This window comes from Synechococcus sp. YX-04-1, assembly GCF_030546365.1.
GTDB lineage: Bacteria > Cyanobacteriota > Cyanobacteriia > PCC-6307 > Cyanobiaceae > Parasynechococcus.
Window position 1 is genome coordinate 165,366 of record NZ_JAUONZ010000005.1, and the last position, 21,397, is coordinate 186,762.

At 60.1% G+C, this 21,397-nt stretch carries 23 protein-coding genes; 10 read left to right on the forward strand and 13 right to left on the reverse strand.

The window, feature by feature from the left end:
- Nucleotides 1–21 precede the first annotated feature (21 nt).
- The gene (locus Q3Y53_RS10335; RefSeq protein WP_226424263.1) at nt 22–1,584 is read left to right on the forward strand and encodes a SulP family inorganic anion transporter; all 1,563 of its coding nucleotides are present in this window, start codon (nt 22–24) and stop codon (nt 1,582–1,584) included.
- Here Q3Y53_RS10335 and Q3Y53_RS10340 read toward each other — a convergent pair.
- Complete coding sequence (locus tag Q3Y53_RS10340; protein WP_303535616.1) at nt 1,563–1,865, reverse strand: hypothetical protein; 303 nt, start codon at nt 1,863–1,865, stop codon at nt 1,563–1,565. The two genes, Q3Y53_RS10335 and Q3Y53_RS10340, sit on opposite strands and share 22 nt — an antisense overlap.
- A 111-nt stretch (nt 1,866–1,976) precedes the next feature.
- On the opposite strand from Q3Y53_RS10340, the gene Q3Y53_RS10345 reads away from it, so the two are divergent.
- The 4 genes from Q3Y53_RS10345 to Q3Y53_RS10360 are packed head-to-tail and all read left to right on the forward strand — an operon-like array spanning nt 1,977 to nt 5,642.
- The gene (locus Q3Y53_RS10345; protein ID WP_303535617.1) at nt 1,977–3,038 is read left to right on the forward strand and encodes an amino acid ABC transporter substrate-binding protein; all 1,062 of its coding nucleotides are present in this window, start codon (nt 1,977–1,979) and stop codon (nt 3,036–3,038) included.
- Nucleotides 3,038–3,928: an ABC transporter permease subunit gene (locus Q3Y53_RS10350; protein ID WP_226411283.1), complete on the forward strand. Its 891-nt coding sequence runs from the start codon at nt 3,038–3,040 to the stop codon at nt 3,926–3,928. Before Q3Y53_RS10345 ends, Q3Y53_RS10350 begins: the two co-directional genes overlap by 1 nt.
- Complete coding sequence (locus Q3Y53_RS10355; RefSeq protein WP_303535625.1) at nt 3,928–4,902, forward strand: amino acid ABC transporter permease; 975 nt, start codon at nt 3,928–3,930, stop codon at nt 4,900–4,902. The genes Q3Y53_RS10350 and Q3Y53_RS10355 overlap by 1 nt, the downstream gene beginning before the upstream one ends.
- Nucleotides 4,899–5,642, forward strand: coding sequence for an amino acid ABC transporter ATP-binding protein (locus Q3Y53_RS10360; RefSeq protein WP_303535628.1), 744 nt, complete (start codon nt 4,899–4,901; stop codon nt 5,640–5,642). The genes Q3Y53_RS10355 and Q3Y53_RS10360 overlap by 4 nt, the downstream gene beginning before the upstream one ends.
- 462 nt (nt 5,643–6,104) lie before the next feature.
- Here the strand turns inward: Q3Y53_RS10360 and Q3Y53_RS10365 are convergent, their stop codons facing one another.
- Both Q3Y53_RS10365 and Q3Y53_RS10370 read right to left on the reverse strand, forming a co-directional pair.
- Complete coding sequence (locus Q3Y53_RS10365) at nt 6,105–6,494, reverse strand: AbrB family transcriptional regulator (protein WP_186497474.1); 390 nt, start codon at nt 6,492–6,494, stop codon at nt 6,105–6,107.
- Nucleotides 6,495–6,686: 192 nt separating this feature from the next.
- Nucleotides 6,687–6,878: a hypothetical protein gene (locus tag Q3Y53_RS10370; RefSeq protein ID WP_303535637.1), complete on the reverse strand. Its 192-nt coding sequence runs from the start codon at nt 6,876–6,878 to the stop codon at nt 6,687–6,689.
- 87 nt (nt 6,879–6,965) lie between these two features.
- On the opposite strand from Q3Y53_RS10370, the gene Q3Y53_RS10375 reads away from it, so the two are divergent.
- Nucleotides 6,966–7,880: an AEC family transporter gene (locus Q3Y53_RS10375; protein ID WP_303535684.1), complete on the forward strand. Its 915-nt coding sequence runs from the start codon at nt 6,966–6,968 to the stop codon at nt 7,878–7,880.
- Here Q3Y53_RS10375 and Q3Y53_RS10380 read toward each other — a convergent pair.
- Nucleotides 7,871–8,455 (reverse strand): alpha-ketoglutarate-dependent dioxygenase AlkB, encoded by a 585-nt coding sequence (locus Q3Y53_RS10380; protein WP_226424255.1) that lies wholly within the window; start codon nt 8,453–8,455, stop codon nt 7,871–7,873. The genes Q3Y53_RS10375 and Q3Y53_RS10380 overlap by 10 nt on opposite strands.
- Before the next feature lie 59 nt (nt 8,456–8,514).
- Between Q3Y53_RS10380 and Q3Y53_RS10385 the strand changes: the two genes are divergently transcribed.
- Nucleotides 8,515–8,832 carry a hypothetical protein gene (locus tag Q3Y53_RS10385; protein WP_226424449.1) on the forward strand — a complete coding sequence of 106 codons (318 nt, stop codon included), beginning with the start codon at nt 8,515–8,517 and terminating at the stop codon, nt 8,830–8,832.
- 23 nt (nt 8,833–8,855) lie between these two features.
- On the opposite strand, the gene Q3Y53_RS10390 is transcribed toward Q3Y53_RS10385, so the two are convergent.
- The 8 genes from Q3Y53_RS10390 to Q3Y53_RS10425 all read right to left on the reverse strand — a co-directional run bounded on the left by Q3Y53_RS10390 (nt 8,856) and on the right by Q3Y53_RS10425 (nt 16,924).
- Nucleotides 8,856–9,749: a homoserine O-succinyltransferase gene (locus Q3Y53_RS10390; RefSeq protein WP_303535688.1), complete on the reverse strand. Its 894-nt coding sequence runs from the start codon at nt 9,747–9,749 to the stop codon at nt 8,856–8,858.
- Nucleotides 9,750–9,766: 17 nt separating this feature from the next.
- On the reverse strand, nt 9,767–11,092 hold the full coding sequence (locus Q3Y53_RS10395) for an O-acetylhomoserine aminocarboxypropyltransferase/cysteine synthase family protein (RefSeq protein ID WP_303535691.1): 1,326 nt from the start codon (nt 11,090–11,092) through the stop codon (nt 9,767–9,769).
- 29 nt (nt 11,093–11,121) lie between these two features.
- Nucleotides 11,122–11,793 (reverse strand): hypothetical protein, encoded by a 672-nt coding sequence (locus Q3Y53_RS10400; RefSeq protein WP_226424252.1) that lies wholly within the window; start codon nt 11,791–11,793, stop codon nt 11,122–11,124.
- Between the two features lie 43 nt (nt 11,794–11,836).
- Nucleotides 11,837–12,811, reverse strand: a complete 975-nt coding sequence (locus tag Q3Y53_RS10405; RefSeq protein ID WP_303535695.1) for a transglycosylase SLT domain-containing protein — start codon at nt 12,809–12,811, stop codon at nt 11,837–11,839.
- A 39-nt stretch (nt 12,812–12,850) separates the two neighbouring features.
- Complete coding sequence (locus tag Q3Y53_RS10410; RefSeq protein WP_303535697.1) at nt 12,851–13,426, reverse strand: DOMON-like domain-containing protein; 576 nt, start codon at nt 13,424–13,426, stop codon at nt 12,851–12,853.
- Between the two features lies 1 nt (nt 13,427).
- A complete protein-coding gene (locus tag Q3Y53_RS10415; protein WP_303535700.1) occupies nt 13,428–14,546 on the reverse strand; it encodes a phosphotransferase enzyme family protein in 1,119 nt (372 codons plus the stop codon).
- 82 nt (nt 14,547–14,628) lie between these two features.
- On the reverse strand, nt 14,629–16,143 hold the full coding sequence (locus Q3Y53_RS10420; protein WP_226424248.1) for a hypothetical protein: 1,515 nt from the start codon (nt 16,141–16,143) through the stop codon (nt 14,629–14,631).
- 217 nt (nt 16,144–16,360) lie between these two features.
- Entirely contained in the window at nt 16,361–16,924 is a 564-nt protein-coding gene (locus Q3Y53_RS10425) for a glutathione S-transferase family protein (protein ID WP_303535703.1), read from the reverse strand.
- Nucleotides 16,925–17,185: 261 nt separating this feature from the next.
- On the opposite strand from Q3Y53_RS10425, the gene Q3Y53_RS10430 reads away from it, so the two are divergent.
- On the forward strand, nt 17,186–17,638 hold the full coding sequence (locus Q3Y53_RS10430; protein ID WP_226424246.1) for a hypothetical protein: 453 nt from the start codon (nt 17,186–17,188) through the stop codon (nt 17,636–17,638).
- Here Q3Y53_RS10430 and Q3Y53_RS10435 read toward each other — a convergent pair whose 3' ends face one another.
- Nucleotides 17,639–18,943 (reverse strand): Rieske 2Fe-2S domain-containing protein, encoded by a 1,305-nt coding sequence (locus Q3Y53_RS10435; RefSeq protein ID WP_303535793.1) that lies wholly within the window; start codon nt 18,941–18,943, stop codon nt 17,639–17,641.
- A gap of 178 nt (nt 18,944–19,121) precedes the next feature.
- On the opposite strand from Q3Y53_RS10435, the gene stpA reads away from it, so the two are divergent.
- Both stpA and arsS read left to right on the forward strand, forming a co-directional pair.
- Entirely contained in the window at nt 19,122–20,330 is a 1,209-nt protein-coding gene (gene stpA / locus Q3Y53_RS10440; protein WP_303535707.1) for a glucosylglycerol 3-phosphatase, read from the forward strand.
- A gap of 84 nt (nt 20,331–20,414) precedes the next feature.
- The gene (gene arsS / locus Q3Y53_RS10445) at nt 20,415–21,359 is read left to right on the forward strand and encodes an arsenosugar biosynthesis radical SAM (seleno)protein ArsS (protein WP_303535708.1); all 945 of its coding nucleotides are present in this window, start codon (nt 20,415–20,417) and stop codon (nt 21,357–21,359) included.
- The last annotated feature ends 38 nt before the right edge of the window (nt 21,360–21,397 follow it).

Below are 21,397 nucleotides of genomic sequence, written 5' to 3' on the forward strand. Positions count from 1 at the left end.
GCCGCTAACCGGCATCCATTGATGGCCAAACGATCCAGCCCAACCCTGGTGAATCAGTGGTTGGCCAACCCCAGCAAAGACCTGCTCTCTGGTCTGGTTGTGGCTTTCGCGATGATTCCCGAGGCCATTGCCTTTTCGGGGATCGCTGGGGTCGATCCCAAAGTGGGACTGTTCGGAGCGTTCTGCCTGTCGCTGACCATCGCCGTCGTGGGTGGTCGCATGGCCATGATCACCTCAGCCACCGGCTCCACTGCCCTGTTGATGACAGGTCTTGTGGCCACCGGTGAAGCCAGGGGGGCAGGCCTGGGTGTCCAGTACCTGATGGTGGCTGGGCTGGTGACGGGTCTGCTGCAGATTCTTTGGGGGTATCTGCGTCTTGCCTATCAGATGCGCTTTGTTCCCCAAGGGGTGCTGAGCGGCTTCGTCAATGCGCTTGCCTTGCTGATTTTTCAGGCCCAGCTGCCCCAGCTCGGTCTCAACCTTCACGCTGGAGATGGAGACCATGGGGCCTCGTCGTTGCTCCCCCATGGCGGCCAGATCCCTGTCGTCTGGGGCTTGGTTCTGCTGGGCCTGGTGATCATCTATGGCCTTCCCAGGCTGACCCGGGTGGTGCCTTCACAGCTAGTGGCCATCATTGTTCTGACCGCAATCACTGTGGGATTCAGCTTCGACATTCCCACCGTCAGCAGTCTCGGAACCCTTCCGTCAGGATTGCCCTCCTTCAGCCTTCCCTTCGGTGAAGGCGGCGTTCCCTTCAGCTTGGACACCCTTGGGTTGGTGCTCCCCACAGCCTTGGCCATCTCCCTGGTGGGTCTGATGGAAACCTTCCTGACCCAGGACATCCTCGACGACAAGACCGACACCACCACCAACAAAAACGTTGAGGCCCGTGGTCAGGGCATCGCCAATATCGTCGCGTCCCTGTTCGGTGGCATGGCTGGCTGTGCCTTGGTGGGTCAGTCCGTGATGAATGTGGATAACGGTGGTCGTACGCGACTCTCAACCCTGTTCTCGGGTGTGAGCCTTCTGGCGATGATCCTTTTGGCTGGGCCCTGGCTCAAGCAAATTCCGATGGCGGCCCTGGTGGCCGTGATGATCAGCATCGCTGTCAGCACCGCTGACATCAATGGTCTGCGCAATCTGCGTCGCATCCCCAAAAGCGACACCTCGGTGATGTTGATGACCTTTGCCGTCACGATGCTCACCACCCCGCACAACCTCGCCCTTGGCGTGTTGGCTGGCGTGGCACTGGCCGGAATTCTGTTCAGTCGCAAGGTGGCCAAGGTGATTCAGGTGGAGCCCATCGAGATCAGCGATCAGGAGCGGTTGTACCGGGTGCAGGGTCAGCTGTTTTTTGTGAGCAAGGTGTATTTCCTCCAGGGATTTGATCTTCACGACCATCCCGAGCGCATCACGATTGACCTCTCCTCAGCCCATATCTGGGACCAGAGCGGCGTGGCTGCGCTGGATCAGGTCATCCGCAAGTACCGCAGCGGTGGATCTGTTGTCAGCGTGATTGGCCTGAATGAAGAAAGCCTTGATCTGTTCGAGCGGATCGGCGGTCAGGAATCAGCCCATGCATGAGCCTCCGCTTGGTTGGCAAGACAGGCACTGAGGTCTTGGCGCATCGCCATGAGCCGCTGCTGAATCTGAACGTCCTCAGGGTTGGTCGCCACGTACCGCTCGGTGACATCGTTGCCAATGCTCATCAACAGGCAAAGAGTCTGAACATCACGTCCAGCCCGTTCTTGAGCACTCTCCAGAAGAAAGCTCAACAGCGCCATCTTGTTGTTGTAACTGCCACGCTCTTGCTCCTCCCATGCGACAGCACCGGGAGCCGTGGTTCCAGCGATTAGTCCGGCCAAAAGGCAGGCCCAGCCCCTCATTGCACCCACTCTTATTTCCGTGAAAGTAGGTCGGACGTGATTGATTTGCTCGGGATCTGGGACAATCCCACCCGATTCGTACCAACGCTGATGTTCCGATCCAGTTCGCGTGTTCTGATCGTTGCGTTGGCCGGGTTGTCCTCTTTCCTTGCGTCCTGCGCGTCACTGGACAGTGCGGCTGGCTCGCGTCTGGATTTGGTCAAAGCGCGTGGGGAGTTGCTTTGTGGGGTGAGCGGCAAGATTCCAGGCTTCAGTTTTCTCAGCCCTGATGGGCGTTACACCGGCCTGGATGTCGACATCTGCCGTGCCATGGCTGCTGCTTTTGTTGGCGATTCTGAGAAGGTTCAGTACCGGCCTTTAACCGCGCCCGAGCGGTTTACCGCCTTGCGATCGGGCGAGATCGATCTGTTGTCCCGCAACACCACCCACACCCTCAGTCGCGATGCGGTGGGGGGCAATGGGCTGCGCTTTGGGCCTGTGGTGTTCCATGACGGACAGGGCCTGATGGTGAACGCCACCAGCGGAGTGCGTGCGCTGGCTGATTTGAGTGGCAAGGCCATTTGCGTGGGATCGGGTACCACGACCGAGCAAAACCTCAACGATGCCTTCGCTTCCGAGGGGCTTCCTTACACACCAATCAAATACCAAGACCTCAATCAGGTGGTTGGCGGTTACCTCCAGGGGCGCTGCGAAGCCATGACGTCTGATCGGTCGCAACTGGCGGCGGCGCGCTCAGGTTTCAGTGATCCCCAGGCGCATCTGATTCTTGATGACCGGATCAGCAAGGAGCCCCTGGCTCCAGCTGTGGTGGGGGGGGACCAGCCCATGGGTGATGCCATGACTTGGGTGGTCAACGCCCTGATCGAAGCAGAGGAACGGGGCATCACCCAAGCGAATTTGGATGCGGTGGTCAAGCAAGCCGCAGCCGATCCCTCCCAGACCGCTCTGCGGCGCTTCTTGGGTGTGGATCCAGGCCTGGGTCGCAAACTCGGACTCGCCGATGACTTTGTCGTTCAAATGATCCGTGCCACGGGCAATTACGGCGAGATCTACGACCGCCATCTCGGACCGGACAGTGCCGTGGCGATTCCACGGGGGGCGAATCGCCTGGGCGGTGAAGGTGGTTTGATGATTTCCCCACCGTTCACCTGATGCGGCAGCGTCGTCTCCTGGTTCAGGTTGGTGTCGCCGCCGTTCTGATCGGCCTGCTGGCTCTGTTGGTCAACAATCTGGCCGTCAATCTGATCCGGACGGGCTTGGGGCTGGGTTTTGGCTGGCTGGGCCGACCCGCTGGTTTTGCCTTGGCGGAAACAGCTCTTCCCTATGCCCCATCCGATAGCTACCTCTGGGCCTTGACCATCGGTTGGCTCAATAGCCTCAAGGTGATCGCGGCTGGTCTGGTGTTGGCCACCGTCCTGGGTGTTGCTGCTGGTGCAGCTCGCAGCAGCAACAACCGTTTGCTGCGCAGCCTGGCCGGGGGCTATGTGGCGTTGATTCGTCAGGTCCCTCTGCTCCTGCAGTTGCTGTTCTGGTATTTCGTTGCCTTCCTTGGCCTTCCGTCGGTGCCGATCGGTGGGTTGATCCGGCTTTCGAATCAGGGCATTCAGTTGTTGGGCCTGAACCTCAGCGTTGAATTTTGTGCGGTTCTTGTAGGCCTCACGGTGTTCACGGGTGCGTCGATTGCAGAGATCGTGCGCGGTGGCATCAACGCTGTTCCACGCGGCCAGTGGGAGGCCTTTCGCAGCCTTGGGCTTGGGGAAGGGCTAGGGCTGCGTCGGATTGTGTTGCCGCAGGCGCTGCCTGCGATTCTTCCTGCGCTCACGAGCCAGTACCTCAATCTCGCCAAGAACAGCACCCTGGCGATTGCCGTGGGCTACGCCGATCTCTACGCCGTCAGTGACACCACCATCACCCAAACCGGCCGCGCCATTGAAGGCTTCCTGCTGCTGCTGCTCAGCTTTCTGCTGCTGAATTTGTTGATCAGCGGCGGCATGGCTGCCTTCAACCGTGCCGTGCTGGGTCGTCTCAACAGGAGCCGTTGATGAACCGTTGGTTGGATCGTGGGATCACCCTGCTGCTGCTGGTTTTGCTCGGATGGGCTGGCTGGTCAATGCTGCATTGGCTGGTGGTTGGGGCCGACTGGTCTGTGGTGAGCACAAATCTGCCGCTGTATGCCGTGGGCAGTTTTCCAGCGGATCAACGTTGGCGACCGCTGCTGTGGATGGCTGCACTGATCACTCTCACGCTGCTGACTCTCGTCGGTCCGAAACGTGGCTGGTTTCGCCGATGGTTGCCGTTGTTCTGGATCGTGATGGCACCGCTGGGGCTCTGGCTTTTGGCCGGAGGTTTGGGCTTGCTGCCGGTGGGGACGCGCAGTTGGGGTGGTCTGACGCTCACGCTGCTGCTTACGGGAGGCAGTGGTGCTTTGGCGCTTCCGTTGGGGATCCTCCTGGCCCTCGGCCGGCGCAGTGATCTGCCGGTGCTGCGTTGGAGCAGCTCCGCCTACATCGAGTTGATGCGTGCTGTTCCGTTGATTGCGGTTCTGTTTTTCGGACAACTGCTGATTCCGTTGTTCCTGCCGGCAGGGCTTGAGATCAACCGGGTTCTGCGGGCGGTTGTCGCTTTCGCCTTATTTGCAGCGGCGTACATCGCAGAGGATGTGCGCGGTGGACTGCAGGCAATTCCGCCCACCCAGCGGGAAGCTGCAGCCGTGCTGGGGCTGTCGCCACGTCAATCGCTGCAATTGGTGGTGCTCCCCCAGGCGCTGCGGGTCGCGCTTCCGTCGCTCACCAACCAGGCGGTGGGTCTGCTGCAAAACACAAGCCTGATGGCCATTCTTGGTTTGGTGGAATTGCTGGGCATCAGCCGCAGTCTGTTGGCCAATCCGGCTTTCATCGGCCGCTATTTGGAGGTCTATCTCTGGCTTGCTGCGGTTTACTGGCTGGCGTGTACGGCCATGGCGCTGCTGGCCCGCCGCCTGGAAATTCAGCTTGATCCTGCCCGCTCCGCCTCATGACTGTCGCCATTCGTGCCACTGATTTGGTCAAGAGCTATGGCCAAGGGGTTCGAGCTCTCGATGGCGTCACCCTTGAGGTGAACAGCGGCGAAGTGCTGGTGGTGATGGGGCCCTCCGGGTCCGGTAAGAGCACGCTGATCCGTACCTTCAACGGTCTGGAGACGCTGGACGGTGGAGCTCTTGATGTGCTCGGGGTTCCTTTGGATGCCACCCATGGGGAACGTCAGGTGCGGGCGATTCGCAAGCGCGTGGGGATGGTGTTTCAGCAGTTCAACCTGTTTCCTCACCTTTCCATTCTCGACAACATCACCCTTGCCCCGATCAAGGTGCAACGGCGTGCCAAGGCGGCTGCCGAGCAGCGGGCGATGGAGCTCCTTGACCAGATGGGAATTCGCGAGCAGGCCCACAAGTACCCGGCGCAGCTCAGTGGTGGTCAGCAGCAGCGGGTGGCAATCGCCCGGGCTCTTGCGTTGGATCCTGAGGTGATGCTGTTCGATGAGCCCACCAGCGCCTTGGATCCGGAGCGGGTGAAGGAAGTGTTGGATGCGATGCGCCAGTTGGCCAAAGGCGGCATGACGATGGTGGTGGTCACCCACGAACTGGGCTTTGCCCGTGAGGTGGCGGATCGGGTGATGTTCATGGATCGGGGCCAGGTGGTGGAGACCTCCGACCCAGAGACGTTCTTCAGCAATGCCAGGGAAGAACGCAGCCGCAGATTCCTCAATCAGATGCAGCACTAAGCGGCTCGCACAACCTCCTGCAGTGCTTCAGGCCGACTGTCGTTCTCTCCAAGCCTCAGTGGGCTTTCGGCTATTCCTTTCGTGCGTTGAAGCTTTGCTGACAGTTTGAGGCTTCGACTGCTGCTGCTTCCATTGAAGGTAGGTAGTCACGCTGATCAGCCAAAACACCACAAAAGCGAGGGTTAGCGCCAGTCCGTGCATCCGAAAAAAGGTGAGCACGATATGGATGGATAGGGCGACTGAGCCCCCCAACAGAAACATATTGCTCAGGAACGAAGCGACGGTTGCCCTGAAGGATTTCAACTCTGTCGCTCCACTCTGGCTCACCTTACCGAGCAACAATTGTGATGCCAGCCCCACCGTGGTTGCGGTAGAGCCTTGGTTGCGTCGTTGCCAAAAAAAAGCCCTTCCTGCAACAGGAGGGGCTGAGAGGGATTCACCTTGGGGTGATGGATCAGTTGATCACTCGTCAACCTGGTCGGCAGCTTCGCTGTGCTCCGCAGCTGCACCCGTGGGGATCAGGCGGATGGCTTTCTTGCCAAGCTTGATCTCAAACTCGTCACCGGGTTCCAGGTTCAGCATGGCGGTGTAAGCCTTGCCGATCAGCAGATTGCCGTTGCCTTGCACTTTGGCGATGTAGCTCAGCTTGCGACCGCCTTTGCCAATCGCAGCACCGCCGCTGCTCAGATTCACGCCCTTGGCCTCGAGCAAAGCCTCGTAGAAGGCAGTGAAGTTCAGGCGATCACCACCATCTTTCTTGTCAGAGACGTATCCGCAAGCTCTCACCAGATCGGATTTGGAAACATCTCCAAGTTCTTTGACCTTGGCAAGCAGATCGGAGCCAGTCAGCATTTTTAATGCGTCTCAATGGATACATAGTTCATAGCTGATTGGCTGGCTGGATGTCAATCATTCGAGCCGATATTGCCAAGGCTTAGTGGTTTGAAAGGTTGGTATCTAGGGATGGGTCTCTGTGGTCTGGATTTTGAGACTGCTCTCCTGGGATGAAGTTTGACGGGCTGATTTTCAGGTCTCTTCGGTGGTTTAAACCTCAGGACTGTCTGAGGGTTCACAAACGATCGTGTACTCGACACGATCATCATCAGAACAGCAAAAATCGCCGTAGTAACGCTCAAGTTCATCGTAGGCAGCGTCGTAGCTGTCAAATCGCTGCCGTGTCAGCCCATCCTCTAATTGATCACTGCGCACGATGCGATGGCGTGAAGCTGGTTGCATCAGCTGGCTCCACGCGGCCGATCGGGAGTCAGATTACGCCTGGGCTGAGGCATCGGTCACCTCAGGTTTCTAGGGTCGATTTGTCTGATGGAGGTGCCAATTCTTCGGTTTTTGCTGGAGCTTGTGCCCTCTCTTCTGATTGGGTTCTGGGCTGGTCGACGCCATGAAACCCTGTCCACTCGCTTGGCCGCACCGCTGGTGCGCTTCGGTGTGCCGATCAGTGTGATGGGCCTGCTGTTGAAGGGTGGCCTCAGCGGCGACATGTTGCAGGCCGCAGGTCTTGCGGTGCTCGCCATGGGCCTTGTTCTGGTGGGTGCCGCGCGCCTTCCGGGATTGGCTGAGCTGGCCTCTCCCGCGTTGCGGCTCGGCAGCTGCACCGGAAACACGGCCTATTTCGGAGTTCCTCTCGCCCTGGCCTTCCTTCCCGACGATGCTCTGCCCATCAGTATTGGCTACGACCTCGGGGCGACACTGCTGGTCTGGAGCCTGGGACCACTGCTGATCGGGGGGGCGGTCGATGGTTCCCAAAGGTTGCGTGGTCTTCTGAGCAGCGTTGCTGGGAGTCCGGCAACCCGAGGGCTCATCGGCGCTTTGCTGGTTCAGGCAACCCCATGGTCTGGGGCGGTGGCCGATGCGCTGTGGTGGCCTTCCCGCTTCGTGATTGTGCTGGCTCTCATGGTGGTGGGCATGCGCCTGGGCAGCATTCATCGTCAGGGCATTGCTCCGGCGGCACGTCCTGTGCAGCTGCTCAAGCCACTGGTGGCAAAACTCCTGCTCTATCCGTTGCTCCTGTTGCTGCTTGCGTCGTTGTTGCAGTTCAAGCCACTGATGGTTCAGGCGGTTGCTCTGCAAGGAGCCGCGCCCACGGCAATCTCTCTTTTGCTGATTGCAGAGTCTGTGGGTGCTGATCAGGAGCGGGCCGCCGGGCTGGTGTTTTGGAGCACGTTGCTGGCCTTGATGACAGCGCCCGCATGGGGCGTGCTGCTGCGATCTCAGTTCTGAAAACGGCGAAAGGTCAGGTTGATGCGGGTGCTCTGCACTTTGCGTCGCTGGGGAACGCTGTGCATCCATCGGCTCTGACACCCCGGATGCATCACCAGAAGGTCACCATCGGCCAACGGCAAAGACATCTTTGGCTGAGCAGTGTTGCGGTGGCGGAGCTGAAAATCCCGTGTCGCCCCGAGTGAAAGGGAGGCAATCGGAGCCCGCTGATCAATTTCCGGTTCGTCATCGGCGTGCCAACCCATGCGGTCATCGCCATGGCGATACAAATTGAGCAGGCATCCGTTGAAGTGGGTCTCACAGGTTTCATTCACCTGGTGGAGCAATGGCTTGAACCATTCAGGCCAGCCACAGCCGGTGTGAATGGCACCGCTGTACCGATAGTGAATTCCTTCATTGGCAAGAAACACCGTCATTCGGGGGACCGGGTGGCGTTTGCCATAGACCTGAACGACGGGCTGCTCCCACTGGAGCTGGTGTTCAAGCTGTGTTTGCCAGTGCCTCGCAAGATCTGGCTTCAGCCAACCCTCATGCAGGGACCAGTCCGTTTCAGCTGCGGCTGGATGGATGGCCATTCGTGACGTCGGATGACGAGGTCGCTTCGTTTCTGAGACTGTCCCATACATTCGGTGGCATGGGAGCCCGCATCACCCAAGACGAATTCCTCAAGCGCGCCGTACAGCGCTTCGGTGATCAATTCGATTACAGCTTGATCCGCTGGCGCAGTTACAAGAGTCCCGTTCAAATCCGTTGCAACGCCCATCCGGTTCAACCGATCACAATCACACCGGAAAAGCATCTTCAAACCCTGGGTGGATGCCGTCATTGCCTGCGCGAGAGACGTATCGCCTCGCTGGAGAGGGAACTCAATCGCAAATCAGCTGAGCGTCCGGATGCCGTCGCTCACGAGCCTTCGGTCAATCTGGAACCCACCCCGAAACGAAACGGTTGATGGTGCTGCCTAGCCAAGCCTGATCAGGCTTTCAGGCTGACCCGCTGGTAGCAGAACCAAAGCCACTGTTGGAACAGAAGGTTTCGGTGGGACCGCCACAGGGTCTGGGGTTGGGCTGCATCGAAATTTTCAGGCGGAGGAACATCTCCCCGGGCCTGGTCGCGTTCCATTTCTCCGAGGATCCGTCCCACGTTGTATTCGGGGTGGCCGAGGTGCATGAGCTGCCGCTGATCCGGTGTCTCGAAAATGGTGTAGCCCACGTGTTCGCCGTGGGCGAGCAAACGAAGACGTCCATCCCGTTCGGCGGCTTCCATGGCGGCATCGGGTAGTCCGGCATGACGGCTTTGGGGGCAGACGAAATGGTCGTCTTGGGTTCCCATCAACGGATGCCCCGGAACAAGGCTGCGCATCCGGTAAATCCCGAACAGCTTCTGCTGGAAGGCCACCTTGTCGACGCCTGCAAGGTAGGCGAGGGCGAAACCGGCCCAGCACAGGCCGAGTGTGCTGGCACAAGTGCTTCGCGCTTCCTCGATCAACTGGACCAGTTCATTCCAGTAACTGACCTGTTCAAAGGGCAGGTGTTCCACGGGGGCACCGGTGATGATCAAGCCATCCAGGGGACCCTGGGACAAGGCTTCATCCCAGCTCACATAGAGCTGGTCGAGATGGTTTTGATCCCAACTCTTGTAGGCATGGGAGTTGAGTCGAATCCAAATCGGTTCGATCTGCAGCACCGAAAGGCCCAGTGGATGCAGCAGGTTGAACTCGTACTGCTTGCCCAGCGGCATGATGTTCAAAATGCCGATACGCAGGGGCCGAATGTCCTGGCGTTCGGCCTGTTCAGGCTGAATCCAGGAAATCCGGTTGCGTTCAACCTCCGCGATTTTGTGGTAACTGCCAGGAAGGATCAGCGCCATGGGGGCTGGGTCGTCATTCAGCTGAGAACGGCTAGGGCCTGCTCGAAGTCGGCCTTGATGTCGTCGATGTGCTCGAGTCCGACAGAGACCCGCACCATCGTGGGGGTCACGCCAGCCGAGGCTTGTTCAGCCTCACTCAGTTGCTGGTGGGTCGTGGACGCGGGGTGAATCACCAGCGTTTTGGCATCGCCCACGTTGGCAAGGTGGCTGGCCAGCTTGAGGCTGTCGATGAAGCGAACTGCATCGTCGTAGCCACCGTTGAGGGAGAACATCAGCATGCATCCCATCCCGCGGCCTGTCAGGTATTTCTTCGCGGCAGCGTTGTAAGGATCACTGGCCAGACCGGGATAGCTCACATGGGCAATGGCGGGATGGGTCTGCAGCCAGGTGGCCAGGGCCATGGCGTTTTCGGTGTGGCGCTCAACGCGCAGGCTCAGGGTTTCCAGGCCCTGCAGCAGCAAGAAGCTGTTGAACGGACTGACTGCCGGACCCCAATCTCGTAAGCCCTCCACCCGGGCCCGCAGCGCGAAGGCGATGTTGCGGTCATCCGGCAGGCCAAGCATTTTGCAGACGTCACTGCCGAAGCCAAACGCATCCCAGTGCACCAAGCCGTGATAAGCAGCGCTGGGCTGGCTCAACAACGGGAACTTGCCGTTGCCCCAATTGAAAGTGCCGGCATCCACGATCACACCCCCCAGGCTGGTGCCGTGGCCCCCGATCCACTTGGTGGCACTTTCAACCACGACATCGGCGCCATGCTCAATCGGTCGCAGCAGAGCCCCACAGGCCCCCAGGGTGTTGTCGACGATCAATGGGATGCCTTTGTCTTTGGCAAGCGCAGAAAGACCCTCAAAATCGGGAATGTTGAAGCGGGGATTTCCCATCGCCTCGACGTAGAGCGCTTTGGTGTTGTCGTCGATTTGTGCTGCAAAGCTCGCGACGTCGTCGCCTTCGGCAAAACGCACGTCGATTCCCAATCTCGGGAACTGCACCTTGAACTGGTTGTATGTGCCGCCGTACAGGTAAGACGTTGAAACGAAGTTGTCTCCCGCCTGCATGCAGTTGGTGATCGCCAGGAACTGAGCCGACTGCCCGGAGGCTGTCGCCAGTGCGGCCACCCCGCCTTCAAGGGCGGCGACGCGTTTTTCAAACACGTCGGTGGTGGGATTCATCAGGCGGGTGTAGATGTTCCCGAACTCCTTCAGACCGAAAAGGTTGGCTCCGTGTTCGGCGTCATTGAAGACGTAGGAGCTGGTCTGATAGATCGGAACCGCCCGCGCGTTTGTTGCGCTATCTGGGGACTGCCCGGCGTGCAATTGCAGGGTCTCGAAACGGTGAGACATGGTCTTCGGCGGGGGCCACTGCCCCAGTTCTAGTCGTCAGAGAGCTCGGGTTTGTCGGTTTCCGCCAAAGAGGGGAATGTGCTGCGGATCACGGCTTGGATGTCGCGGTGCGCTTCGCTGCGGAATCCAGCCACGCCATCTGAGCTGAGCAGGGGATAGGTGCGATCACTGGCGTCCACCTCGCGCAGATGCTTCCAGCGGTTGCTGCTGTCTTCCGCTTTCAGCGCAATCAGGGGCGCCTGGAAGTCGTAGGCCTTGGTGTTGCCGAGGGAGGCCACTTGAGCGGTGAGCTTTTCACGCAAGGGGCTGAGGGCTTTGGCCTTCAACGTGTCGGGCAAGCCGAGCACGGGCTCGTAATGGTCGAGCAGACGGAGTTCGGCCTCCAGCAGCACAGGCCATGCTCCGCGTTCACCGTCGCCTAGGCCCATTCCCGCTTCGGCTTCGGTCATCGCATCGAGATGGAAGCGCAGCCAGCGGTAGTAGGTCTTGTCTTTGATTGGCTTCTTGGCGGCGGCCCGTCCAGTCACAAGCGCCGGCAGAGCTTTTTCGGCTTTACGCAGGAACAGGCGATCCTCCCGCTCCAAATTCATGGCTCCCCAGCGCTGCCGGTATTCCCAGAGCTCGACGTAGCGAGCCACATCAGCCTCGGACCAGCCGAGACCCTTCAGTTCATCACCGCGATGGGAGGTTTCCTTGGACACCCGCTTCCTGGATCACGCCAGGTCTCAGCGTAGGTGTCGATGCTCACCTGTTTGGTGATTTGCTGGCGGGGTTGGCCTGCAGATGCTTCTCAACCGAGATGCGCTGCGGTTGGTTGTAACCCACCGGCAGCCAAAGATCGCCGTCTGCAGCATTGAAGTGGATTTCCCAGTGATACAACCCGGTGTAGGCCGTGGGGTCCTCTTTCATCAGTGAGGCATAGAGCAGTACGGCGCGGCCGTAGTAATCGCTGTTGTTGTAGCCCCAGAGGCCGCGGCGAATGTCCTGCAGTCCGCCCCGCCTGACCAGGTAGCGCGCTGCTGCCTGGATGGCGTCGTGGGGATCGCGGATGTCCCCGGCGCCAATCCCCGGTTCAGCCCAGGTGGTAGGTAGGAACTGCATCGGGCCCTGGGCATTGGCTACGGAGATGCCATCGATGCGACCCATGCCCGTTTCAACCAGATTCACGGCCGCCAATACTTCCCATTCGATCCCTGTCGCCGCCTCGGCCTTGCGGTAATAGCTGAGCAGATCCGCCGCCGGTTCGGGCTGAATGATCCGCCAGGCGGGGAGCATCGTCGGCCCACGGCCGCGGCTCATGCGAACGAATTCGCGCCGTGCCGCCAGGTGGCGTTCGGCCACGCTGCGCCAGCGCGGGGGTAACGCCTTAACGACCTGCTGAGATCTGGGTTCGTCTGTCGATAAGACCCGGTAGATCACCTGTTGTTGATGGCCGAGATCGGGCAGTGCCTCGGCCGGTGTGGCGGGATCCCTTAGAGCCTGTTCAACAGCAACCAGCAGTGCTGCCAGCTCGGCTGACTCCGCTGGCACAAGGGGGTACTGACGGCCGTCTTTCGTTGTCGGTTGGCTGGCTTGGGCCGGAAGCAGCACTGGTGCCATCACCACTGGCTTGGAAACCACCGCTTCGGCTGCAGCCTGCGGCTGTTTTGGTTTCAGCAAAAGCCAAGTCAGCAGGCTTGCCGTGATGGCCGAGACAACCAGCACATTGCGGCTGCGCATGGTGAGGCAGGGGCGCTGTGCTGACCCTACCGGTGCGGTTCAGGCTGAAAGAAAGGTGCTGCGGTCGTGAAAGTCCGCCTTGCGGCCGTGGCTGAGGGCCCAATGGCTCAGACCCTCCTGCCCGCGGTCCATTACAGCCGTCAGTGCCAGGTCTGGACAGACGCCTGGTGTCCACCAGGGCTCCAACGCGATCCGGGCGTCGAGCCGCAGTTGGTGCACCCCGCGTTGCAGTCGCACCGTTGGGGGCATGCTCAGCTCTTGCTGGGTTTGGCCACTGCGGTAGCCATCGAAGCGATAGACCGCCCAATCGCCATTGGCAGCCAGATTCACTTCCCAATAGCGCTGCTCTCCAGGGGCAGCGATGAATGCCTCGAAGCAGGTGGTGGTCCAGAGTTCATCTTTGCGCTGCCCCTGTTGGGGCCCATCGTTCAGCCCCACCGGCAGCTTCAGGACGTCGATGCCCTTGGCCGCGCGGGCCAGAATCCCATAGCTGAGTTCCAACCAACCATCGCGCCTCCACACCAGCTCGGCGCTGATCTGGACCCCCGGTGAAATGGACCGTTCAAAGGGAATCAGGCGGCAGGCCTGACGCAGCATCACGGCTGAACGCGCCATCTCAGAGGCTTGGGCTTTGCTGCTGCTTCAGCCGCGCAACCAGTTGCTCCAGGGCGTTGAACTGCTGCTCAACCGCTTCGGTGAGTCGGAACTGCACCAGGGCCCGTTGCAGGTTGTGCCCGGGTAGATCGCAGCGGAAATACACATCGCCCTCCAAATGATCCGTCAGAAAGCGCAAGCCAAGCTCCAGGGGGATCAGGCGGATGCAGTGGGGCAGATAGTGCAGGTCCCAGTCACTCAGGAAACCACCAGCCACGGATAGGTAGCCCGTGAGGATCGCCTCACAGAGCTCCATGTCGAAGCGCACATCGTTGAGGCAGAGGGTTTCCTCACCGGCTGGATTACAGCAGGAGCGAACACAGTCGCCGATGTCGTAGTGAACGAGCCCCGGTTTGACGGTGTCCAGATCGATCAAGCCGATCGCCTGGCCGCTGGCCTCATCGATCATCACGTTGTTGATCTTCGGGTCTCCGTGGATGGGCCGGTGATGGAGTTCGTCGCGGGCGAGGGCTGCTTCCAGAACATCGACGCTCTGGCGACGCGCTTCGATGAAGGCGCAGGCCTCACGTTCAGCAGGCCCCAGTTGGTCTGAGGCCCTGGCGACGGCATCGAAGTGTTGGAGGTAGGCCGGCGTGACGTGGAAATTTTCGAGGGTGTCCGCCAGTTGATCGGTTGGCAGATCGCTGATCAGGTGGTGGAACATTCCCAGCCCGTACCCCACTTCCTGGGCGTGGGCACTGTCCCGGATGACATCGATGGTGGTCGCTGCGCCGATGTAGGTGATGGAGCGCCAGAACTCTCCGTTCTGTTCGATCCAGGGGGAGGCCTCTCGCCGACAGGGAACGACCCTGGGCACTTCCCAGCGCCTCCCCTTCAGTTGTGGGGGTGGAGAGGCGAGACGGCGTTCCATGTGATCGCCCAGGGCCTGCAGGTTCTGCATCACCAGGTCAGGCCGATCGAACACATTTGTGTTCAGGCGTTGCATGACGAAGGCTCCGCCCTGTCCCTCGTGGGTCACGAGGAAGGTTTCGTTGACGTTGCCTGAACCAAGGGAGCGAATGGCTTTAATCCCCTCGCGAGGATGGAAGCGATCGGCGATGGCTTCCAGGGCCTCGGTCATGAACGGTCGCATGGGTCTCACACGGCACCTTGCCGCTGTTCTGGTGCTCTGCCCCCTTCAGGTGTGCAGAACCACAGCCGACTCAGGCCTCGAGCTGGCTTTCGATCACATCCATTAACTCCAAGTAGGCCGGCACCCCGGTCTCACCGTTCTCGTCCAGAGCCATCTTGCTGCCCATGGCTTGATTGGCGTTGTCGGCAATCACGGCGTTCACCACAAGCTCCAGGGCTTTGGGCACATCGAGGTTCTGAAGCGCTTCGGCGTAGCGACGGCTGTGGCTGGGTCGCACGGATTCCTGGCAGTAGTTGGAGAGTTCCCGGCTTTCGGTCATGACCCGGTAGGCGGTTTCCTTCACGCCTGCCCGCCCGTAGATCGCCATGTACAGCAGGTTCACCATGGAGGCGTCGTTCGCCGGGATGGCGTACTTGCGGGCGATCTGAGGCCAGTACCGCAAGGATTTCAGGCCCTCCAGGCCGCCTTTGCGCAGCCCTGCGGCTTCACACCACTGTTCCAACTCCTCCATGGAATGGGGGCAGCGGCCCTGATCCCGCATAGCTTCGGCCATCACTTGTCCGGCCTGGAAGTTGCGGGTGGGGCTGCCGGAGACCGGCCGCATCATGCTGCCGCGCACATCGGCCACCATTGCGGTGAGCTGGCTGAAGGTGTGGTCCCGCACCCGCTCGAAGTCGCCATCGCGTACCAGGGTGGATTCGATCCTCGGCACGGCATAGCCCAGTTCCGTCAGGGGAAAGGGCTGACGGTGGTAGAGCCGTTGGCGGTCGGGGCGTGCCATTGACACGGTGGCTGCCTGGTCCAGGCACTGGTTCAGCAGCAGGGTCAGCAGCGTTGGCAACACCCCGGGGTTGTCCTGATGGAAGCCGTAGCCGAAGCCGGCGAACACCGAGGCCATGTTTTTGGCGGCTTTGATGAACTGTCCCTCCACGTTGTGAACACCGGCGGAGACCTGGATGTTCGGGGACAGTTGATCCATCAGTTGGGCCCCCAACATGGCTGTCAGGGCATTGGGATGACAGAAGTTGGCCGTGAAGCTGTCGAAGGGGTTGCGTAGCGCTCCATGGCGGTGGAAGCCGGAGAAGAAAGCGAGCTCAGGTTCTTGTTCACACAGCACATAGGCGCTGTTGCTGATCGGGTCATGGCTGAAGGATCCCGCCAGGCAGGCCAGCACCACCTGTTCCCGATTGAGCTCCTTCCGCAGGCGACAGGCTTCCTGGAGGTCTTCTTCGATGTGATTGCTGTTGGCGCTGAGCACCACGAGCTCACAACTCTCGATCAGATCACTCAAGGTGTTGGCGACCAGGTCACCGCTGCTGCGGTGACCGCCCATGTTGAGCACGGTCTCCACATGCTCATCGTCCATCGTTGCAATCGTCTCTTTGGGGAACGCTCCCAGGAGGTCCCGGCCAGGGCGAGGGGCCAGCAGCAGACGCCCTTTGGCGTTCTGCATGGCGCAGTTGTAGGCCAGCGAGGCGGGATAGAGCCCGACGCTGTAGAACCCCACCTTGCCGGTCGAGAGCTCCTGCACCCGCCGGCGGATTGCGCTGGCGTCAAGGCTCTGATCGAAGAAGGAATTGCGCATGCCGGCAAGACTAAGCAGCGTTGCCGATGAGACTGCTCACCGCAAACAGACGCCATTCCCTTGGGTGATGCGGAGTTTCGCCCAAACGCGTGCTCTGAACTGACTCAACTCAACCACTCTTGATGGCTGCAGATCGTTTTGGAGGCCTGCAAAGCATCTCCCAAGGTGGAAGATTGAATGAAAGAACTAAGCGTAAATTAAATAGCAATTGAATGACTCAAAGGCCCATGATCCTTCTGTAATTCGGGTTGGATCGTGTTCGCTCATTGAGGGCCTGGATTTCTGGATAAGCCGAGAGATCTTCGTTGGGATAAAAAATAGGGAGGTAGCCCAAGTATGCGTTGACTGCACAATCGGCGGCTGTCCAGTGGTCACCTACTAAATAATGTTTTTTTGAATAGAGGTCATTCAGGGTCGCCATCAGTCTCGGAAACTCCCGCTCTTTGTTCGATGGAACGAACAAAGCGATCGCCAGTGTGGAGTTGGCGAAAAGAACCCACTGGCTGATGGAGGCGCGTGTTGCGAGGTCTTTGATCTCGTTGGCGTAGTTCTCGGAGAGGTACTGAAGAATCGCCCCCGACTCAAAAAGCACCAAACCATTGCTGTCGTCTTTGAGGGCGGGCAACTTGCCGAAAGGATTCACCTCTAAGAAGCTCGTTGCAAGATTTTGACGAGCGGCTAGATCGATGTTGACGTATTCGTAGGGAATTCCCTTTTCTGCCATGTACCATTTCGGCATCGAAACACGGGTCTTGGGGCCGCCGTAGAGATAAAGCGTCATCACTGATTTTTGATAATCTTCATGCTATCTCTCGGGATCAAATAGTGGTGTTGTGCTGCGGATGCTCTGCTCAGTATTGATGTCAATGTTGGATGCCTTGATGGCGATCCCGTTGTGCTTGAAATTTTGCGTGTAAATCTGTTCCGTGGGATTGCAAGAAACATCTGTTTGATAACAGTCTGGGGCGGCTGTGCAGGTGTCTTTACGGGCAGGCCCGGTTCAAACACGCTGTAATGCGCTCAAACCATTGCTACCAGGCTTGTGACCAGCCGTGATCTGCTGATGGCGTACCGCTGGCCTGCGGCGGTTGTTTTGTCCAGCCTTGTTCTGGCGGTCACGGCCGCCAAGCTGTTGAGTCGGCCCATCCCCATCGCGATTCAGGGTGGATTGCAGGTCGACAAGTTGGTGCTCCCGCCCAGTGTCACCATCCGCTCCGTCACCCCTTTGCCGGTCGTGGTGCAGGAGCAGGTAACCATCGGCGGCGATGCGCCCCTGGCGATTGAAGGCCCTGTATCGGTGAAATCGATTGCGGGGACTGTGTCGGTGAATGCCGATGCACGGGTCAGCGGGGTGGAAGGCCAGGTGTCTGTCACGGCTGATGATCCACTGGCTGTGCGAGCCGACGTTTCTGTCGACAAGAAAATCACGATCGGCGGCAAGGTCGATATTGAGGGCAAGGTGAAGCCGACTTTGCTTCCGGTTCCGATGCCCTGATCAGCGGTTGCGTGGGGCCTGGCCGTTGCCAATGGTCAGGCCCAGCTCCCAACGGTTGAGTTGCCGCAGTGCCAAGGCCGACAGTGCGGCGCTCACCAAGCCGATGCTGCTCCAACTGTTGCCCTGCTGGATGCCCACAAGAACGGCGGATCCCCAGAGCAGGGCCCAGGCCCAGGGTCGGCCAGCGCGAATCCGCGCCAGCGCCGTCGAGCAGCTGCGGCAATGGATGGTGTGGCTGGCGTACCGATCCATCAGCGCCGTAGTGGTTTGCCTAGGAGGTAGCTGTTGTCCTGCAAAGGGCTCGCCGCCGTTGGCGTTTAACCAGCGATGCAGCGCCGCCACGTAGACGTCGGCCGTCGTGGGCATGAAAAAACTGCGTTCCACGGCGGGGCTACCTCCGGCTCGCTCCACCACCCGTTCCTGCCAGTGCAAGAACACCTGATCGTCCTCCAACACCTTGTGATTGCCGATGTGCTGCAACCAGCGGGGACGCAATCCGATCAGCAGGCGGGGGATGGCGGATTGGAACTGGAAGGGGAAGCGGGCGAAAAGGCGGCATTCGCCACGGCGAATCGGCACGGCGTACACCACCGTGAGGATCCGCCCGAAGCCCTTGGCGGTGAGGTCATGCCACATCAGTTGCGGTGCATGAAAGCTGGTGGATTGGGCGCCGAGCTTGCCCCGACGCGGCCCCTCGTCCCAGTAGGCCGTGAAGCCCTTGGCGTCTTCCCCCGTGATCGTGGCCTCCACGGGTGCAGCGTTCTCCCGTTTGCCAACGGTCTTGTGGTGGGTGAAGGGCACGTGGCTCACATCCAGCACGTTCTCCAGCAGGGTCACGGCGTCCATCGGGAGGTCCCGAAAGGTGTCTTGCACCGTCCAGCTGTCGGGGTTGTCCTCCAGTGCCGGCACCAGGGGGAGCTGACTGGGGTTGGCGGCATCGGGGGCACCCATCCAGACGAACAGCAGCCCCTGCCCCGTGGCTGTCGGCAGGCTGGCGCAGCGGGACCGACGGTTGTTGGGCTGGGTGTTGTCGAGGGCCTGTGGCACGCGCTGGCACTGGCCGCTGCCGTCGAAACTCCAGCCGTGGTAAGGGCATTCGAGCAATCCTTCCTCGTTGATCCGCCCTTCGCTGAGGGGGACCAGACGGTGGGGGCAGACGTCAGGGAAGACGCGCCAGCTCGATTCGGCGCGATCCCACCAGATCACCAGATCCCGCTCCAGCAGTGTGAACCGACTCGGCTGTTTGGGGTCGAGGTCCTGCACATAGCTGATCGGCCACCACTGTTCGGTCCAGGTGGGATTCATGGCAGGAGCATCAAGGCCGCCATGTTCGCTAGCCGGATGGCTGGGCTGCGGTGTTTCTCTTGCCATCAGCGGTTTTGCCTTCCTTCCCCACTGGACTTCTCAGTGGTTTGGAACTAAGGAGTGGCGCGACGAAATTGCAGCGCTGAGCCTTCGGCTGCAGTGACCTCCCTGAACCTCCATGCCCCGTTTGACGCCCGATCAGTTGCTGCAGGAGCTCTCCGGTGCTGAAGACCTGCTGATCGTGCAGGACTTGGATGGTGTCTGCATGCAACTGGTGAAGGATCCACTGACGCGGCGTATGGATCCGTCCTATGTGGACACGGTCGCCGCTCTGGATGGCCAATTCGCTGTGTTGACAAATGGTGAGCACGAAGGCCGGCGCGGGGTGAACCGCCTCGTGGAGCAGGCCCTGGGGGATCCCGATCTCCCCAAACGAGAGGGCTGTTATCTGCCAGGCCTGGCGGCTGGAGGGGTGCAGCTGCAGGATCGCTTTGGCGACCTGAGCCACCCCGGCGTCTCGCCGGCGGAAATGGATTTCCTCGCTGCAGCCCCCACCCGGATGGAAGCTCTGCTGATGGAGCGATTGCCTGCTCTGCTGCCGCAGCTGGGTGTTGATGATCTGGCTGTGGTGGCCAAAGCCGCGGTGTTGGACACCCAGGTCTCACCGACCATCAATCTCAACGGGATTTTTGCGCTCGTCCCCGCTGATGTCACCGCTCAGCAGGCCCTGCAGTTGATGCTGTCGGAGCTGATGCATCAGCTGCTTGCTGAGGCTGCTGATCAGGGACTGGAGGAATCGTTCTTCCTGCATGTGGCTCCCAACCTGGGCCGTGATGCGCAAGGCCAGGAACGGCTCAAGCCCGCTGCTGCCGGAGATGTGGGAACCACCGACATCCAATTCATGCTCACCGGGTCCATCAAGGAGGCCGGACTTCTGGTGCTGCTCAATCAGCACATCCAGCGCCGTTGGGGTGAATCTCCCTTGGGTGAGACGTTCAATGTGAGAACGGCTCCCCACGATCCCGAGGAGCTGTTGGCTTTGGTGAAGCAGCGCATCCCCGCAGAGCGGATGCCGTTGTTGGTGGGGGTGGGCGACACGGTCACATCCACGGCATCGGTTGATGGCACGGGCTGGATGCGTGGGGGGAGTGACCGCGGTTTCCTCAACCTGCTGCAGGACCTCGGTGCCTGGTGCGGTCAACCCAATCGCGTTGTTCTCGTCGACAGCAGTCATGGAGAAGTGGATCGCCCCAGTCATGCCGATGGGACATTGCAAGGCATCACCGATCCGGAGGACCCCCTGCGGATTGACGCCCTCATGCCTGACGGCCCGGAGCAGTACATCGCCTGGTTCCGTCAGCTCTCTGATCGTCGCCGTGTGGGTTGATCAGCTGCTCTGCCGCTGGGGTATCCGTTTCTCCCGCCTGGATGCGTTCTGTCTGGAAGAATCAGCCTCATTCGAAGTGAGCCGGTGACTGTCGTAGAGAGCGTTTTCCCGCACCTGAAGCGCGGACAGCTCACAACGTTGCAGGTCAATCTCGGCTACCGCTGCAACCAAAGCTGTGCCCATTGTCATGTCAATGCAGGGCCAACCCGCACCGAGATGATGTCAGCGGATCTGCTGGCGTTGATTCCGCAAATCCTTGAACGGCATTCAATCTCCTGCCTCGATCTCACGGGGGGAGCACCGGAGTTGCACCCCAGTTTTCGCGCGTTGGTGCGTCAGGCGCGCTCCCGCGGCACGACCGTGATTGACCGCTGCAATCTCACGATCCTCAGTGAACCCGGCCAGGAAGATCTGGCTGAATTCCTGGCGGAGCAGGGGGTTTGCATCACGGCCTCCTTGCCCTGCTACAGCGCCGAGAACGTAGACCAACAGAGGGGTGATGGCGTGTTTGAGCGCAGCATCAGCGGGCTGCGACAGCTCAATGCCCTGGGCTATGGAACGGGCGATCCAAACCGGCAGCTGGATCTCGTCTACAACCCGCTGGGTCCGGTTCTGCCTCCTCCTCAGCAGGCCTTGGAGGCGGATTACAAGAACGCCCTGGGCGGGTTGGGAATTCGCTTCGATCGTCTACTGACGTTGGCGAACATGCCCATTCAACGTTTCGCCAAGCAACTGGAACGCAGTGGCGACTTGCAGCGCTATCAGACCCTTCTGGAGGACGCACACAATCCGGACAATCTGGGGGCTGTGATGTGCCGTCAGCTGATCAGTGTGGATTGGCAGGGCTATCTCTACGACTGCGATTTCAATCAGCAGCTCGGCCTGCCCTGCCCCGGGGAGGTCCGTCACCTTCGCGATCTGATCTGCCTTGAGACCGTTCCGATGGATCAGCCCATCCACACGGAGGGGCATTGTTTTGGCTGCACCGCTGGCGCCGGGTCAAGTTGTGGCGGCGCGCTTCAGGGCTGATCGGTGCGTTATGGCCATAGTGGGTGGATCTGTAATGA